The organism is Pseudomonas sp. NPDC089530 (assembly GCF_050280705.1).
Taxonomy (GTDB): Bacteria; Pseudomonadota; Gammaproteobacteria; order Pseudomonadales; family Pseudomonadaceae; genus Aquipseudomonas.
The window spans coordinates 37,456-51,449 of sequence record NZ_JBNNVU010000008.1; the positions used below are offsets into that span (position 1 = coordinate 37,456).

Below are 13,994 nucleotides of genomic sequence, written 5' to 3' on the forward strand. Positions count from 1 at the left end.
GCAGGCTGAAACCTGACGCAGGGGGCGTCGGCGGCGGCGAGTATGCCAAAACGCCATCATGGCGAAAAGAAATAAAAATAGTTGGCGCCAGTCGATTGACTGCGGGGGCTCTATTGCGCTCCTGCCCGCTGGGCAAGCGCTTGCGCCGTCAACGAAAGTCCCGGCTGCGCACGGTGATACCGCTCAGCAACTCGCTGAGATCGCTCAGCCGTCCGGCGATCAGGTGGCGCACTTCACCCTCGGTTTCCAGGGTGCCGTCGACCCTGAGCAACTGCGCCCCCACCAGGACCCGGCGCTGGCGCTCGGCCAGGTCGCGCCAGACCACCACGTTGACGTTGCCGAACTCGTCTTCCAGGGTGACGAAGGTCACGCCGCTGGCCGTGCCCGGCCGCTGGCGCCCGGTGACCAGCCCGGCGATGCTGACCGCCCGCCCGTGCCCGACCTCCAGCAACTCGCGGGAACTGCGGCAGCGCCGGGCCTTGAGCTCGCCCCGCAGCAGGGCCAGCGGATGGGGCCCCAGGGTGGTGCCGACGCTCAGGTAATCGGCCTGCAGGTCTTCGCCCACCGTCGGCCGCGGCAAGGCCACCGGCGTTTCCTCCTGGCGCGGCAGGCCGGCGAACAGGCCGAGCTGTTGCTGCACCCCCGCCACTTCCCAGCGCGCCCGGTGCCGGTCCCCGGCCAGCCCGCGCAAGGCCCCGGCATCGGCCAGCAATTCCTGGGCGCGGCTATCGAGGCGGGCGCGCTGCACCAGGTCGGCGATATCGACAAAGGGGGCGCACCCGCGCGCCGCCTCGATCCGCCGCGCGTCGTCCTCGCGAAAGCCCTTGATCATCCGCAGCCCCAGGCGCAGCGCCGGTTGCACGCCGGCCATCGGTTCCAGGCTGCAATCCCAGGTACTGGCGCGCACGTCCACCGGGCGGATCGCCAGGTGATGGCGGCGCGCGTCCTGGAGGATCTGGTCGGGGCTGTAGAAGCCCATGGGCCAGCTGTTGATCAGGGCGCAGGCGAAGGCCGCCGGTTCGTGGCACTTGAGCCAGCAGCTGGCATAGGTCAGCAAGGCGAAACTGGAGGCGTGGGACTCGGGGAAACCGTAGCTGCCGAAACCCTTGATCTGCTCGAAAATCTGCGCGGCGAACTCGTCGCTGTAGCCATTGGCGCGCATGCCGTCGCGCAGCCGCAGGCGATGGGGCTCCAGGCCGCCATGGCGCTTCCAGGCGGCCATGGAACGGCGCAACTGGTCGGCTTCGCCGGGGGTGTAGTCGGCGGCGACAATGGCGATCTGCATCACCTGTTCCTGAAACAGCGGCACGCCCAGGGTTCGCTTCAGAACCGCTTCCAGTTTTGGGGAGGGATAGGTCACCTCCTCTTTTTTGTTCCGCCGGCGCAGATACGGATGCACCATGCCGCCCTGGATCGGCCCCGGGCGGACGATGGCCACCTCGATCACCAGATCGTAGAAGTTCTGCGGCTTGAGCCTGGGCAACATCGACATCTGTGCCCGCGACTCGATCTGGAACACCCCGATGGTGTCGGCGCGGCCGATCATCTCGTAGGTTTCCCGGTCATCGGGCGGAATGGTCGCCAGGGTCCACTGCGTCCCGCGATAGCCCCGCACCAGGTCGAAGCAGCGGCGGATCGCGCTGAGCATGCCCAGGGCCAGTACATCCACCTTGAGCAGCCCGACCTTGTCCAGGTCGTCCTTGTCCCACTGGATGATGGTGCGCTCGGCCATGGCCGCGTTCTCCACCGGCACCAGGCTGTCCAGCGGCTGTTCGGAAATCACGAAGCCGCCGGGGTGCTGGGACAGGTGCCGGGGAAAGCCGATCAGTTGCCCGGTCAGGCCCAGGACCCGGCGCAAAACCTGGCTGTCCGGGTCGAAGCCGGCCTCCAGCAGGCGCTCCACAGCGGGCGGTGCATCGCTCCAGTGGCCACAGCAGTCGGCCAGGGCATTGACCTGGTCCGGTGGCAGGCCCAGGGCCTTGGCCACGTCGCGCACCGCCCCGGCGCCGTGGTAGGTGCTGACCACCGCGGTCAGTGCGGCCCGCTGACGGCCGTAGCGCCGAAACACATACTGCAGGACTTCCTCGCGACGCTCGTGTTCGAAATCCACGTCGATATCCGGCGGCTCGTTGCGCTCGCGGGAGAGAAAACGCTCGAACAGCAGGGTCGAACGGTCCGGGTCGATCTCGGTGATGCCCAGGGCGAAGCACACCGCCGAGTTGGCCGCCGAGCCCCGGCCCTGACAGAGGATGTGCTGGCCGCGGGCAAAACTGACGATGTCGTGCACCGTCAGGAAGTAGCTCTCGTACCCCAGCTCGGCGATCAGCGCCAGCTCGTCGTCGATCTGCTGGCGCACCTTGGGCGTGGCCCCCTCGGGCCAGCGCGTGCGCATGCCGCGCTCGGTCAGCTCGCGCAGCCAGCGGGTCGGCGTCTGGCCGTGCGGCACCAGCTCACGGGGGTACTGGTAGTTCAGTTGCCCGAGGTCGAAGCGGCAGCGCCGGGCGATCTTCAGCGACTCCTCCAGCAAGGCCGGCGGGTACAGCCCCTGCAAGGCCTCGAGGCTGCGCAGATGGCGTTCGCCATTGGGGTACAGGCGCTGGCCGGCCTCGGCCACCCGCAGGTGATGGCGGATCGCGGTCATGGTGTCCTGCAAGGCCCGGCGCCCCCGGACATGCATATGCACATCGCCACTGGCCACGGCGGCAATCCCCAGCTCCCGCGCCAGCGCCAGCGAGCCGGCCAGGCGCCGGTCGTCGTCCTGGCCGCAGTGCAGCTCCACGGCCAGCCACAGCCGGTCGGCGAACACCTGTTGCAGCCAGCGCCCGGTTTCCTGCTGCGCTCCGGCTTCCTGAGACCCGGCCCTGTCCGCCAGCCACAGGGCCAGCAACCCCGGCAAGGGCTGCGCGAAATCTTCGCGCAGCAGCTGGTAACTGCCCTTCTGCGCCCGGCGCCGGGCCCGGGTGATCAGCCGGCACAGGCCCTGGTAACCCTCCAGGCTCTCCACCAGCAGCACCAGTTGCGGGCCGTCGTCGAGGCGCATCTCACTGCCGACGATCAGCGGCAGCTTGCTGTCCTGCGCGGCCTGCCAGGCGCGGACGATACCGGCCAGGCTGCACTCGTCGGTGATCGCCAGGGCCTGGTAGCCCTGGGCCGCCGCCCGTTCGAACAGCTCGCGGGCGCTGGAGGCGCCGCGCTGGAAACTGAAGTTCGACAGGCAGTGCAGCTCGGCGTAACCGCTCATGCGAACCAACCCTGCAGCAGCAAGGGCCCCGCCTCGCCCACCGGCCGATAGGCCCAGCCCTGCTGGCCGCCGCGGGTTTCGATCAGGTAGTAGTCGCGCCGCACGTCGCCGCCGTCCCACCAGCCGGACTCGATGCGCTCCGGCCCCATCAGAATGCGCGCCGCCCCTTCCTGCAGCGCCTGCGGTTCGCGCAACAGCCAGCCCGGACGCCGGGGGCCGGGTAGCAACGGGCCACCGGCCTGGCTGTCGCCCAGCGGCTGCCAACTGCACTCAGGGCGGTGGTCGGCGTGCGAGCTCAGGCCCTGCACCGCCTCGTCCCCCAGGCGGGCGCGCAGGCGTTCGCGCAACTGCTCCCAGGGCAGGGATTGCTGCGGGCGGTCGTCGAACAGTTCGCGGTGCTGCGGCACGAAGCGCGGCAGATCCTCGGCCACCAGGCGCACGCCACGGACCGGCGCCGGCACCTGGACCTGCTCCAGGCGCCCGCGGGCCAGCTCGAACAGCATCGCCGGCTCGCGTTCGGCGCTGAGCAGGCCGACCTTGATCAGGGTGTCGGGGGCCTCGACATGCTCCAGGTGCAGGTCGAAACGCTGCACGCCACTGTCCCGGCCACAGAGGAAGGCCGCCAGGTCGCCGCTCAGGCGGCGCAGGGGAAACAACAGGGCCTGGTGCGACAGCACATCGAAATTCAACTCGATGCGCACGTCGAAACGGTCCGGCGGCTGGTAGAACGCCAGCGCCAGGGAGCGCTCGCCCAGCAAGGTATCCAGGTGCCGGAGCAGGTCCGCGTCGAAACGCCGGGCCAGGGTGTCCCGGGGCAGTTCCCGGAGCTGGCCGAAGGTGCGCAAGCCCATGCGCGACAAGGCCGTGGCCGTGCCTGGCGCCAGGCCCAGGCGCTCGACGGGCATCCGCTCCAGGGCCTGGCGCAATTGCTCCTGGCCTGCGACCGCCAGCCCGTCGTGGGCATTGGCCAAGACCCGGGCCGCCGCCGGATTCGGCGCGGCGACAATGCGATGGCGAAAGCCCAACTCGTCCAGCTCCCGGCGCAGGCGCGCCTCCAGCTGCGGCCAGGGGCCGAACAGGCCCAGGCTCGACTCGATCTCGAACACCAGGGCTCGTGGGTAAAACAGGCTGACCTGGGAACTGAAGCGATAGGCCCAGGCCGCGAGGAACTGCTGCCAACAGGCGATTTCATCGACGTCGTACTCGGCGCTGGCGAAGGCCTTGCTCAGGGCCTGGGCGGCGGTCAACGATTGCCCGGGGCGCAGCCCCAGCTCGCGGGCCGCGGCATTCACCGCCTGGATCACCCGGCGTTGCGGCGTACCGCTGAGCAGCGCCAGCGCGGCCTCGGGCTCGGGGCGCTGGCGCAGCGCCGCGTCCAGCGCCAGTTGCGGGAACAGGATACAGACCCAGCGCATGGCAACCTCAGTGCCCCGGCGCGAAGGCGATCGGCGCCGCCTGGACCAGGCCGCCACGGCACTTGAGCACCCGCAGCTGCGCCGGCCGGGCCTCCACGGCAATCCGCAGGGCCGCCGGCGAGGGGTTGATGGCTTCCTTGAGGGAGCGATAGACAAAGGCCAGGGTCTGGCCGGTTTCGGCCGCCACCTGCAAACGCCGCAAGGCGCGGTCGTCGGCCTGTTGCGGCCAGCACAGCACCGCCCCGCAGCTGCCCGAACGCAGGCATTGCTCGGCCGCCCACAGGGCATCCCGTTCGCCGGCCTGGATCACCGACAACTGGCGCAGGTCGACCCCGGCGTCCTGCCAGGCCTGGGGGTACGGCACATGGGGCGGCGCCACCAGCACGATGCGTTCGCCGGCGGCCGACAGCCGTGCCAGGGTCGGCCACAGCAGTTGCAGTTCGCCGACACCCTGGGCGGCCACAAGGATTTCCGTCAGCGCCGCTTCCGGCCAGCCGCCGCTGGGCAAGGCCGCGTCCAGCATGGCGTGCCCCGTGGGTTGCGGGCTGGCGGCGGGCGCCGTCGGCCGGCCCTTCCAGACGCGGCCGGCATTGAACAGCGTCTCCAGTGCGACGACAGCGCCCATCAGCCTTGCCTCACCAGGCCACAGAACACCCCTTCGATGGCCAGGTCGCGGTCTTCGCCGACCAGGATCGGCGCATAGGCCGGGTTGCGCGGCAGCAGGCGCACGCCATCGGCCCGGCGCTCGAAACGCTTGATGGTGACTTCGCCGTCCAGCCGCGCCACCACGATCTGGCCATTGCGCACCTCGCTGTCGCGGCGCACCGCCACCAGGTCGCCGTCGAGAATGCCGTCCTCGATCATCGAGTCGCCCCGGACCCGCAACAGGTAATCGGGGGTCCGGGAAAACAGCCCCGGGTCGAGCAGCAAACGCTGGTGCACCTCGGCATCGACGCCGATCGGCGCCCCCGCCGCCACCCGGCCGAGCACCGGGATCTCCAGCAGTTCGGGGCGCGGCGGCTGGTTGAGCAGGCGGATGCCCCGCGCCTGGTTCGGGTTGACCTCGATGAAGCCGGCTTCGGTCAGGGCCACCACATGCTTGCGCGCCACGCTGCGCGAGGCGAAGCCGAAGGCCTCGCTGATTTCGGCGAGGCTCGGGGGTTGACCGTGCTCGGCGATGCGTTCGCGGATAAAGGTCAGGATGGCGGTACGACGGGGAGATAAAGGGCTCATGGAGTACATTTGTACTCTTTTGCGGTTTTACTGACAAGAACCGCCAGTCAGCCGAGGTCCCGGCTCGCCAGGAAACCGGCGATGTAATCGATGAAGGCCTGCACCTTGGCCGTCGCCCGCCGGTGGCTGGGATAGACCGCGAGGATGTGCGGGCCGAAGCTGTCCGGATCGATCTCGTAGTCCGCCATCAGCCGCACCAGGCGCCCGTCGGCCAGGTAGGGCGCGGCGCTCCACAGCGGCGTGTGCAACAGCCCGCGGCCAGCCAGGGCATTGGCCAGCAACAGGTCGTAATTGTCACTGCGCAACCGCGGCGCATGGGGTTGCGGCAGGCTCAGGCGCTGGCCGTCCCGTTCGACCCACCAGAACTCGCGGCTGAGCAAGGGGTGGCGATAGAACAGCCACTCGTGCCGGTCGAGGGTCTGCGGGGTGACCGGCACGCCCTTGCGCGCCAGGTAGGCCGGGCTGGCGCACAACGCCAGCCGGTTGCGCCCCACCACCCGGGCGATCAGCCCCGGCAGGTCGTCATGGCCTTCGCGCAGGGCCAGGTCATAGCCGCTTTCCAGCAGGTTGACGAACGCGTCGCACAAATCCACCTGCAGGTTGATCTGCGGGTACTGCTCGAGAAAACCGCCGCACACCTGATCGAGAAAGGCCTGTCCGTAAGCCAGCGGCGCGGTGATTTTCAGGCTGCCGCGCAAGCCATGCTGCAGCTGCTCGATTTCCTCGCCGGCCTCCTCCAGCCGCTGCAACACCTGGCGCGCGGTGTCCAGGTACAGACGCCCCACTTCCGTCAGCAGGATCCGCCGGGTACTGCGCTCGAACAGCCGCGCCCCGAGCTCGGATTCCAGGTGGTTGACCGCCTTGGTCAGGGCCGAGGGGGTCTTGCCCAACTGCTCGGCGGCCCGGCTGAAACTGCCCAGTTGCGCGGTGGCGACGAACATTTTCAATGCACTCAACTTGTCCATGCTTTTTCCATCCAGGCAAAAACGTTTTTCGCTGGCGAGGCGTTCTGCTGCTGATGACGAGCTACTAATCTGGCTATCAAACGCCAATAACAAGGAAATACTCAATGAAAAGATTCATCCCGAATCTGCTGGTCCTTGCCATGAGTTTTGCCTCGATGGAAGCCATGGCCGCCACCGACCTGGTGCTGCTCAACGGCAAGGTGTTCACCGCCGATCGCACCCAGCCCAAGGCCCAGGCCCTGGCGGTGGCCGACGGCAAGGTGCTGCAGGTGGGCAGCGACGCGCAGATCAGGGCGCTGATCGAAACCGGCACCCAGGTCATCGACCTGGGCGGCAAGACCCTGATGCCCGGCCTGATCGACAGCCATTCCCACGCGATCTTCGGCGGCCTGGAAATGACCTCGGCCAATATGCAGGACGAGGTGGTCGACCTCGCTACGCTGGAGAAAAAACTCCGCGCCTGGCGCGACGACGGCAAGGCCAGACATGGCGATGTGCTGAGTGTGGCCGGCATGAGTTCGGCCTACTGGGCCCAGGCCGAAGCCCTGGGCCAGCGCTTCAACGCCGGCGAATGGGCCAGCGTGCCCGTGGTGTTCACCGGCAGCGATCACCATACCGCCTGGGCCAACAACGTCATGCTCGAGCGTGCCGGCATCGATGCCGCCCTACTCAAGCGCCTGCCGGAAGCCGAGCGCGGCACCATCGGCACCCTCGCCAACGGCAACCCCAATGGTTTCCTGGTGGACGCCGGCTGGGACCGGGTCGCCGCGAAAATGCCAGTGCCCAGCCCCGCCGCCATGCTCAACGCCGCGCAATCGGCGGTGCGCTACAACAACAGCCTGGGCATCACCGCCTGGATGGACCCGGCCGCCAACGCCGCCCCCGGCGAGGCGGTCTTCGCCCTCAAGCCCACGGCCAAGACCGTCGGCGTGCTGCCGGCCTACAAGGCCCTGGCCGAGAGCGGCGGCATGAGCGCCCACGTCGCCGCCCTGCTGGTGGCCAACCCGAAAAGCGTCCCCGCCGACCTCGACGTCCTGGAACAGGTACGCCAGCAGTTCCAGGGCATCCCCAACCTGACCCTGCCCGGGGTCAAGATCTTCGCCGACGGGGTGATCGAATACCCGGCCCAGAGCGCGGCGATGCTCGACCCCTACCGCAATTCGCACAAACAGGGTGAACTGCTGATCGACCCGCAGCATTTCGGCGAACTGGTCAGCGCCATCGACCAGCGCGGCTGGCTGGTGCACATCCACGCCATCGGCGACCGCGCGGTGCGCGAATCCCTCAACGGCATCGCCCAGGCGCGCAAGGATCGCCAAAGCGGCATCGCCCACTCCATCACCCACCTGCAGATGGTCAACCCGAAAGAGTTCGCCCGCTTCCAGCCCCTGGGCGTCATCGCTTCCATGCAGCTGCTGTGGGCCAGCGCCGACGACTACACCACCGACATGATCAAACCCTATGTCAGCGCCCTGGCGTTCCGCTACCAGTACCCGGCGCACTCGCTGCTCAAACAGGGCGCGACCCTCGCCGGCGCCAGCGACTGGCCGGTGTCCTCGCCCAATCCGTTCAACGCCATCGCCCAGGCCATCACCCGCCAGGGGCCGCTGGGGGTGCTCAACGCCGATGAGCGCCTGAACCGCGAAACCATGTTCTACGCCTACACCCTCAACGCCGCCCGCGCCCTCGGCCTGGAACGCCAGATCGGCTCGCTGAGCGCCGGCAAGCAGGCAGACTTCATCGTGGTCGACCGCGACGTGTTCAGCGTCGACGAAAAAGCCCTGCATGACACCCAGGTCCTGCAGACCTGGTTCGCCGGCCGCGAGGTCTACAACCGCCCACTCTGACCCGCACCACCGCCCCGCCGCCCCATGGCTTGCCGAGCATGGGGTACGGCGCAGCCTTGCCTGTCATCCGCCCAGAACAATCAAAACAAGAATGGGATGCCCTTCATGAAAGCCTTCACCCTGCTCGCCCTCGGATCCTTGAGCCTGCTGCCCCTGAGCAGCCGGGCCCTGCCCTTGAACGACGACGTTTCCCTGGACATGGAACTGGCCCTGGTCAGCGACTACCGCACCCGCGGCATTTCCCAGACCCGGAACGATCCGGCCGTGCAGGCCGCCATGACCCTGGTGCACAGCAGCGGCCTGTACCTGGGGGCCTGGAGCTCCAACGTCGATTTCGGCGGCGGCCTGAAAACCCGCCAGGAAGTCGATTACTACGCCGGCTGGCTGTGGCACGCCAGCGAGGCGGTGAGCCTCGACCTGGGCTACCTCAAGTACAGCTACCCCAAGGAAAGCCAGTTCAACCAGAGCGAGGTCTACGGGATTCTCACGGCCTATGGCGTGCAGGTGGGGGCTTACTACGCCAACGATGCGCCGGGCGTCGACAGCGAACAGAGCACCCTGTACCGCTACCTCGGCTACGAGACCGAACTGCCTCTGGGCCTGGGGCTGAGGCTGCGCTACGGCGAAATGGACTTCAAGGACCCGCGCCTGGTCTCCGCCTCGGGCCAGGGCGAAGACCGCTACCACGAATGGGAAGCCCGGCTGACCCGGGAAGTGGCCGGGGTGCTGCTGGGCCTGAGCTATATCGATACCGACCTGTCGAAAAGCCAGTGCACCAGCAATTACGGGTTCGACGACCTGTGCGGCGCGACCTGGGTGGTCAGCGCACGCAAGGCCTTCTGAGGCGTTCCTTGCTACCACCTGGCTGACGCCACAGAACCTGTAGGAGCGAGCGGAATGCCTGGCATACCGCGTTATCGTTCATCGCACGCAATCGAGCGTCGACCGGCTGCTCCTACAGACGCTGCGAAGGTTTGGGCCTAACCGCGCTTGAGAATCAGGTCCATGATCCGGTCGGTCTTCAGTGCCTCGGCGGCCAGCGCCGGGTGCTGCGCTTCGCCACGGATATGGGCGTTCATGCCAAGCACGTGGTGCCACTGGATATGCTCAGGGTTGCCGATGATGAGGCTCAACTGTTCATCGGCCTCCAATTGCACCGGATGCTCGTCGAAAACCGAGAACCCGATACGGCCCTGGCTGCCGATGATCTCCACCCGGTCCACCCGCCGGTCCGCGACGAAGTTCCAGGCGCCCGTCCCCAGGGCTCCGCTGGCGAAGCGCCAACTGGCGCTCACCGCGTCTTCGGCGCGGTACAGCCCGGCCTGTCGGGCGGTGAGCCCGACCACCTCGGTGATATCCCCCAGCAGGTACTGGAACAGATCGAGACCGTGGCTGGCCAGGTCGACGAAGTAACCGCCGCCGGCCACCTGAGGGTCGGTGCGCCAGTTGGCGCCGCCGCTGCGGTCGACCTCGGCCGGCGCCTTGGTCAGGGTCCAGCTCAGGTGCCGGACCTCACCGATGCGTCTGTCCCGCAGCCACTGCCGCACCTGCTGGAAACGCGGCAGGGAACGCCGGTAATAAGACACGAACAAATGCAATCCGGCCTGCTGGAATGCCTGCTGCATCTCCAGGCTTTGCGCGACATTCAAGGCCATGGGCTTTTCCACGCAGCAATGCTTGCCGGCGGCGGCCACCAGCAGGCTGTAGTGGTGATGGCTGTCGGGCGGCGTGGCGATGTACACCGCGTCCACCTCGGGGTCGTCGATCAGCGCCTGGGCATCGGTGTAGAAACGTGCGATACCGTGGCGCGCCGCATAGTCCCGCACCGCTTCCAGGCGCCGGCCCATCACCGCCACCAGGGCCGAGCCCGGCGCCTTGCAGAAGGCCGGGCCGCTCTTGCGTTCGGTGACGCTGCCGCAACCGATCATGCCCCAACGCACTGGCTGCATGCTCTCTCCTCCTGGGCCCATTGGCCGGTCAGACCGCTTGCAGCGCGCGCAGGTCGAGGCGACCGTCCAGCAGCGGCGGGCACCAGTAGTAGCCGCCGGTGATCGGCCGGCTCATGCGGTACAGGCCATCGACGATGCCGTCTTCCAGGCCGCTCATGCGCCGCAGCTGGACTTCGAAGGCCTGCAGGCTGTGGCCGAAGGCGAGGAACATCAGGCCGCCCTTGTCGCCTTCGATCCACGGCATCGAGCGGCGCACCATGAAGGCCTCGGGGGTGAAGCTTTCCTGGGCGGTGCGCTTGACGTGGGCCGACTCCGGCGCGTCGTCCAGCTCTTCGTTGTCGCTCAGGCGGCGGCCGATGATGTTGTCGCGCTCCTCCTGATGCATCGCGGCGAAGCCCTTGAAGTCGTGCTGCCACTGCTGGATCGCGGCGAAGCTGCCGCCGCGCAGGCCATCGGCGCCCTCGGCCAGGGCCGCGGCGACCGCCTCGTCATCGTGAGGGTTTTCGGTGCCGTCCTCGTAACCGGTCAGGTCGTGGCCGGTCTTGTGGCGGAAGGCTTCGTTCATCTGCACCAGGCGCAGCGCCGGGGCCAGCGCGGCCTCCAGGGCATCGCTGCGGTGCAGCAGCTCGCCGCGGTCTGCACCATGCAGCCAGACCCACAGCGCGTGCTGGGTCGAAGGGTTGTCGACGCCGACGCCGGTCAGTGCCGGAAAAGCCTTGAGCCCCTGCACCCGAGCGCCCAGGGCCTTGACCAGCGACGCGCCAAAACCTGCTACCGCCGTTTTCCCGTCCACCAGCGCCTGCAAGCGATCGATCGCCGCCGGCAGTGCCTCGACGGATTCGAGGGCGAAAAACAGGTGGCGGGCCTGGGTCGGAACAGGGGTGGCAAGAATGCCCGGCTGGTAGTAACTCATGACGACTCCTCTGAAGAAAGCCCGGAGTTTACCCGGCACGCCGGGGTTTGTGGCGGTTTCGATGACGCCGGGCCGACGCGATGGATCGTCACGCCGTCGCAACGCTCGCGGCTAGGGCTGGCCGCCCTCCTCCCGGTAGGCGCTGGGGCTCAGGCCGGTCCAGCGCTTGAACGCCCGGCGGAAACTGCGCACATCGCTGTAGCCGACCGCCTCGGTGATGCGCTCGATGGACAGCTGCGGGTTGGCCAGCAGGTTCAGGGTGCGGGCCCGGCGTACCTGTTCCAGCAGCGTCTCGAAGGTCAGGTCGTGCTCGCTCAGGCGCCGGCGCAGGGTGCGGCCGCTCATGTTCAGGTCGCCGGCGACCTGGTCGATGTGGCTGCCCTGGGCCAGGTCGCGGGAGATGGCCCGCTCGACCGCCTCGATCAGGTCCAGCTTGCGGTGCACCTGGGCGCTTTCCAGCTCCAGCAGCTGGAGCGCCTGACGCAGGGCCACGGCGTGGTGGTTGGGCAAACGCGTATCGAGCCATTCGCCGGCGATGACCATGCGGTTGTGCAGGCAGCCGAAATGCACCTCGGGCCCCAGCAGGCGCAGGTACTCGTCCCGGTAGGCCGGCGCGGCATGCATGACTTCGACCCGCAGCGGCTTGAAGTCTGCGCCGACCAGGGCCCGGCCATAGACCGGCAGGCTGGCGAAGAACTCTTCGACGGCAAAGATCTGCACGTCGCTCCAGGGCAGCCGGCACTCGGCCTCGACGAAAAATTCGTCGCCCTGCTGGCGGACCGTGCAGGTGACGATGCCGCCCGAGGTGTGCTGGTGGCGGATGCCGATGTCGAAGGCGTCGCGCAGGGTCTTGCACAACGACAGCACATGCCCCAGCAGGCCCAGGGTGCCGAGCACGTTCTGGTGCCCGACCCACAACCCCAGGCCCTGCCCGGGCAAGGCCTTGAGCGCGCGCTGGATCATCGCCACGGCCTGGCGGTAGGAGATGCGTTGCGCGGGGTCCTGCAGGTCATCGAGGGTAAAGCCCAGGCCGCGGCACAGGCTCTGCGGGTCGACGCCATGGCTGCCAGCGACTTCGGCCAGGGTCTGCAACAAAAAGGGGGAAACCAGGGCCAGCTGGTACTGCGGATCGACGGTTTTCATCTGCATGGGCATCGGGTCCCGAGCCGGTTCGGCTGCAATTCTTATTCTGGTTATGCGCCCCGCCCTCCTTGCCGGGGCGAGGCGAGCGCTCGCTCAGCATAGCGTTTTCCGGGCTCGCCCACGGAAGGATGTAACAAGTCATTGCAGGCTGGCCGCGAAAGTCCCCCTCGGTGGCCGCCAATACCCTGCCTGGCCAGGCGTCGAAGGCTTATTCCTATGGGGCGGCCGCAAACCGGCCGCCTGTGCGCCCACTGACAATAATAATGAGCCCGAATATGAATTCGACCCGCACGCTTCTCCCCCGGGGCCTCGCCGCCAGCCTGGCCTGCCTCGCCGCCCTGCCCGCCCTGGCCACCGAATCCGGGGTCGACAATATCGGCCCCGGCACCGACGGTTTTTTCATGCTGCCGCTGGATGTCAACGGCCTGCCGGACCACATGTTCGCCTTCAACCTGTATTACAACCATTACGAGGCGCGGAAGCTGGACATCAGCTCCCTCGGGGGCAAGGTGCCGGACGTGCGGATCGTCTCGGATGCGATCATCCCGCGCCTGGACTACCTGAGCCCGCTGCGGGTGTTCGGCGGCCGCCTGGGCGGCTACGTGGCGCAGCCCTACCTGCGCCAGCAGGTGGGGGTCTTCGGCCTTGAGGACCAGCGCGAAAGCATGGGCGACACCACCGTCGCGCCGATCATCCTGTGGGACCTGGGCAAGAACCTGACCCTGGGCGCCGCCGTGGAGATCACCATTCCCACCGGCAAGTACGACGCCGCGCGCCTGGCCAACACCAGCAACAATTTCTACACCTACAAGCCGCTGGTGTCGGTAACCTGGATGCCGACCCCGCGGACCGAGCTGTCGCTGAAGACCACCTACAGCTTCAACGAGGAAAACCACGCCACCGACTACAGGTCCGGGCAGATTTTCCACTTCGACTATTCCGCCAGCTACAAGGTGACCGACAACCTCAGCCTGGGGGTCAACGGCTATTACCTGAAGCAGACCACCGATGACAAACAGTACGGTCGCACCGTGCAGTTTCTCGGCGAGGACGTGGACGACGGCGTGCGCGGCCAGGTATTCGCCATCGGCCCGGCGCTGTACCTGACCTTCCTCAAGTACGCCAGCGCGGAGATCCGCTGGGCCAAGGAGTTCGACGTGGAGAACCGCCCCGAGGGCGAGATGCTGTGGGCCAAGCTGAGTATTCCGTTCACCCTGTGACGCGGCATGGTTGACGCATTGCGTTATCGTTCATCGCGGGCAAGCCTCGCTCCTACCAGATTACGTTC

The 13,994-nt window shown here is 67.8% G+C and carries 11 protein-coding genes; 3 read left to right on the plus strand and 8 right to left on the minus strand.

Annotation, left to right across the window (positions count from 1 at the left end; all coding sequences use genetic code 11):
* Positions 1-148: 148 nt before the first annotated feature.
* The 5 genes from ACQKQA_RS05070 to ACQKQA_RS05090 are packed head-to-tail and all read right to left on the minus strand — an operon-like array spanning position 149 to position 6,854.
* Positions 149-3,241, minus strand: coding sequence for an error-prone DNA polymerase (locus ACQKQA_RS05070; RefSeq protein ID WP_427554166.1), 3,093 nt, complete (start codon positions 3,239-3,241; stop codon positions 149-151).
* Positions 3,238-4,656 carry a Y-family DNA polymerase gene (locus ACQKQA_RS05075; protein WP_427554168.1) on the minus strand — a complete coding sequence of 473 codons (1,419 nt, stop codon included), beginning with the start codon at positions 4,654-4,656 and terminating at the stop codon, positions 3,238-3,240. The genes ACQKQA_RS05070 and ACQKQA_RS05075 overlap by 4 nt, the downstream gene beginning before the upstream one ends.
* A 7-nt stretch (positions 4,657-4,663) precedes the next feature.
* The gene (gene imuA / locus ACQKQA_RS05080) at positions 4,664-5,281 is read right to left on the minus strand and encodes a translesion DNA synthesis-associated protein ImuA (protein WP_427554170.1); all 618 of its coding nucleotides are present in this window, start codon (positions 5,279-5,281) and stop codon (positions 4,664-4,666) included.
* A complete protein-coding gene (gene lexA, locus ACQKQA_RS05085) occupies positions 5,281-5,898 on the minus strand; it encodes a transcriptional repressor LexA (RefSeq protein WP_427554172.1) in 618 nt (205 codons plus the stop codon). Before lexA ends, imuA begins: the two co-directional genes overlap by 1 nt.
* Positions 5,899-5,936: 38 nt before the next feature.
* Positions 5,937-6,854, minus strand: a complete 918-nt coding sequence (locus tag ACQKQA_RS05090) for a LysR substrate-binding domain-containing protein (RefSeq protein WP_427554174.1) — start codon at positions 6,852-6,854, stop codon at positions 5,937-5,939.
* A 104-nt stretch (positions 6,855-6,958) separates the two neighbouring features.
* Between ACQKQA_RS05090 and ACQKQA_RS05095 the strand changes: the two genes are divergently transcribed.
* The gene (locus tag ACQKQA_RS05095; RefSeq protein WP_427554176.1) at positions 6,959-8,701 is read left to right on the plus strand and encodes an amidohydrolase; all 1,743 of its coding nucleotides are present in this window, start codon (positions 6,959-6,961) and stop codon (positions 8,699-8,701) included.
* A gap of 105 nt (positions 8,702-8,806) precedes the next feature.
* Entirely contained in the window at positions 8,807-9,544 is a 738-nt protein-coding gene (locus tag ACQKQA_RS05100; RefSeq protein ID WP_427554178.1) for a TorF family putative porin, read from the plus strand.
* 137 nt (positions 9,545-9,681) lie between these two features.
* On the opposite strand, the gene ACQKQA_RS05105 is transcribed toward ACQKQA_RS05100, so the two are convergent.
* From ACQKQA_RS05105 to ACQKQA_RS05115, 3 genes are all read right to left on the minus strand, one after another.
* Positions 9,682-10,650 carry a Gfo/Idh/MocA family protein gene (locus tag ACQKQA_RS05105; protein ID WP_427554180.1) on the minus strand — a complete coding sequence of 323 codons (969 nt, stop codon included), beginning with the start codon at positions 10,648-10,650 and terminating at the stop codon, positions 9,682-9,684.
* Between the two features lie 28 nt (positions 10,651-10,678).
* Positions 10,679-11,563: a Dyp-type peroxidase gene (locus tag ACQKQA_RS05110; RefSeq protein ID WP_427554182.1), complete on the minus strand. Its 885-nt coding sequence runs from the start codon at positions 11,561-11,563 to the stop codon at positions 10,679-10,681.
* 111 nt (positions 11,564-11,674) lie between these two features.
* Positions 11,675-12,712 carry an AraC family transcriptional regulator gene (locus ACQKQA_RS05115; protein ID WP_427554184.1) on the minus strand — a complete coding sequence of 346 codons (1,038 nt, stop codon included), beginning with the start codon at positions 12,710-12,712 and terminating at the stop codon, positions 11,675-11,677.
* Positions 12,713-12,981: 269 nt separating this feature from the next.
* Between ACQKQA_RS05115 and ACQKQA_RS05120 the strand changes: the two genes are divergently transcribed.
* Entirely contained in the window at positions 12,982-13,926 is a 945-nt protein-coding gene (locus ACQKQA_RS05120; RefSeq protein WP_427554186.1) for a SphA family protein, read from the plus strand.
* The last annotated feature ends 68 nt before the right edge of the window (positions 13,927-13,994 follow it).

Excerpts from the sequence above, each read along its gene's own strand:
- ACQKQA_RS05100 (WP_427554178.1), top strand. The coding sequence starts at position 8,807 with ATGAAAGCCTTCACCCTGCTCGCCCTCGGATCCTTGAGCCTGCTGCCC.
- ACQKQA_RS05070 (WP_427554166.1), bottom strand. The coding sequence starts at position 3,241 with ATGAGCGGTTACGCCGAGCTGCACTGCCTGTCGAACTTCAGTTTCCAG.
- ACQKQA_RS05110 (WP_427554182.1), bottom strand. The coding sequence starts at position 11,563 with ATGAGTTACTACCAGCCGGGCATTCTTGCCACCCCTGTTCCGACCCAG.
- ACQKQA_RS05090 (WP_427554174.1), bottom strand. The coding sequence starts at position 6,854 with ATGGACAAGTTGAGTGCATTGAAAATGTTCGTCGCCACCGCGCAACTG.
- lexA (WP_427554172.1), bottom strand. The coding sequence starts at position 5,898 with ATGTACTCCATGAGCCCTTTATCTCCCCGTCGTACCGCCATCCTGACC.
- ACQKQA_RS05105 (WP_427554180.1), bottom strand. The coding sequence starts at position 10,650 with ATGCAGCCAGTGCGTTGGGGCATGATCGGTTGCGGCAGCGTCACCGAA.
- ACQKQA_RS05095 (WP_427554176.1), top strand. The coding sequence starts at position 6,959 with ATGAAAAGATTCATCCCGAATCTGCTGGTCCTTGCCATGAGTTTTGCC.
- imuA (WP_427554170.1), bottom strand. The coding sequence starts at position 5,281 with ATGGGCGCTGTCGTCGCACTGGAGACGCTGTTCAATGCCGGCCGCGTC.
- ACQKQA_RS05115 (WP_427554184.1), bottom strand. The coding sequence starts at position 12,712 with ATGCAGATGAAAACCGTCGATCCGCAGTACCAGCTGGCCCTGGTTTCC.
- ACQKQA_RS05120 (WP_427554186.1), top strand. The coding sequence starts at position 12,982 with ATGAATTCGACCCGCACGCTTCTCCCCCGGGGCCTCGCCGCCAGCCTG.
- ACQKQA_RS05075 (WP_427554168.1), bottom strand. The coding sequence starts at position 4,656 with ATGCGCTGGGTCTGTATCCTGTTCCCGCAACTGGCGCTGGACGCGGCG.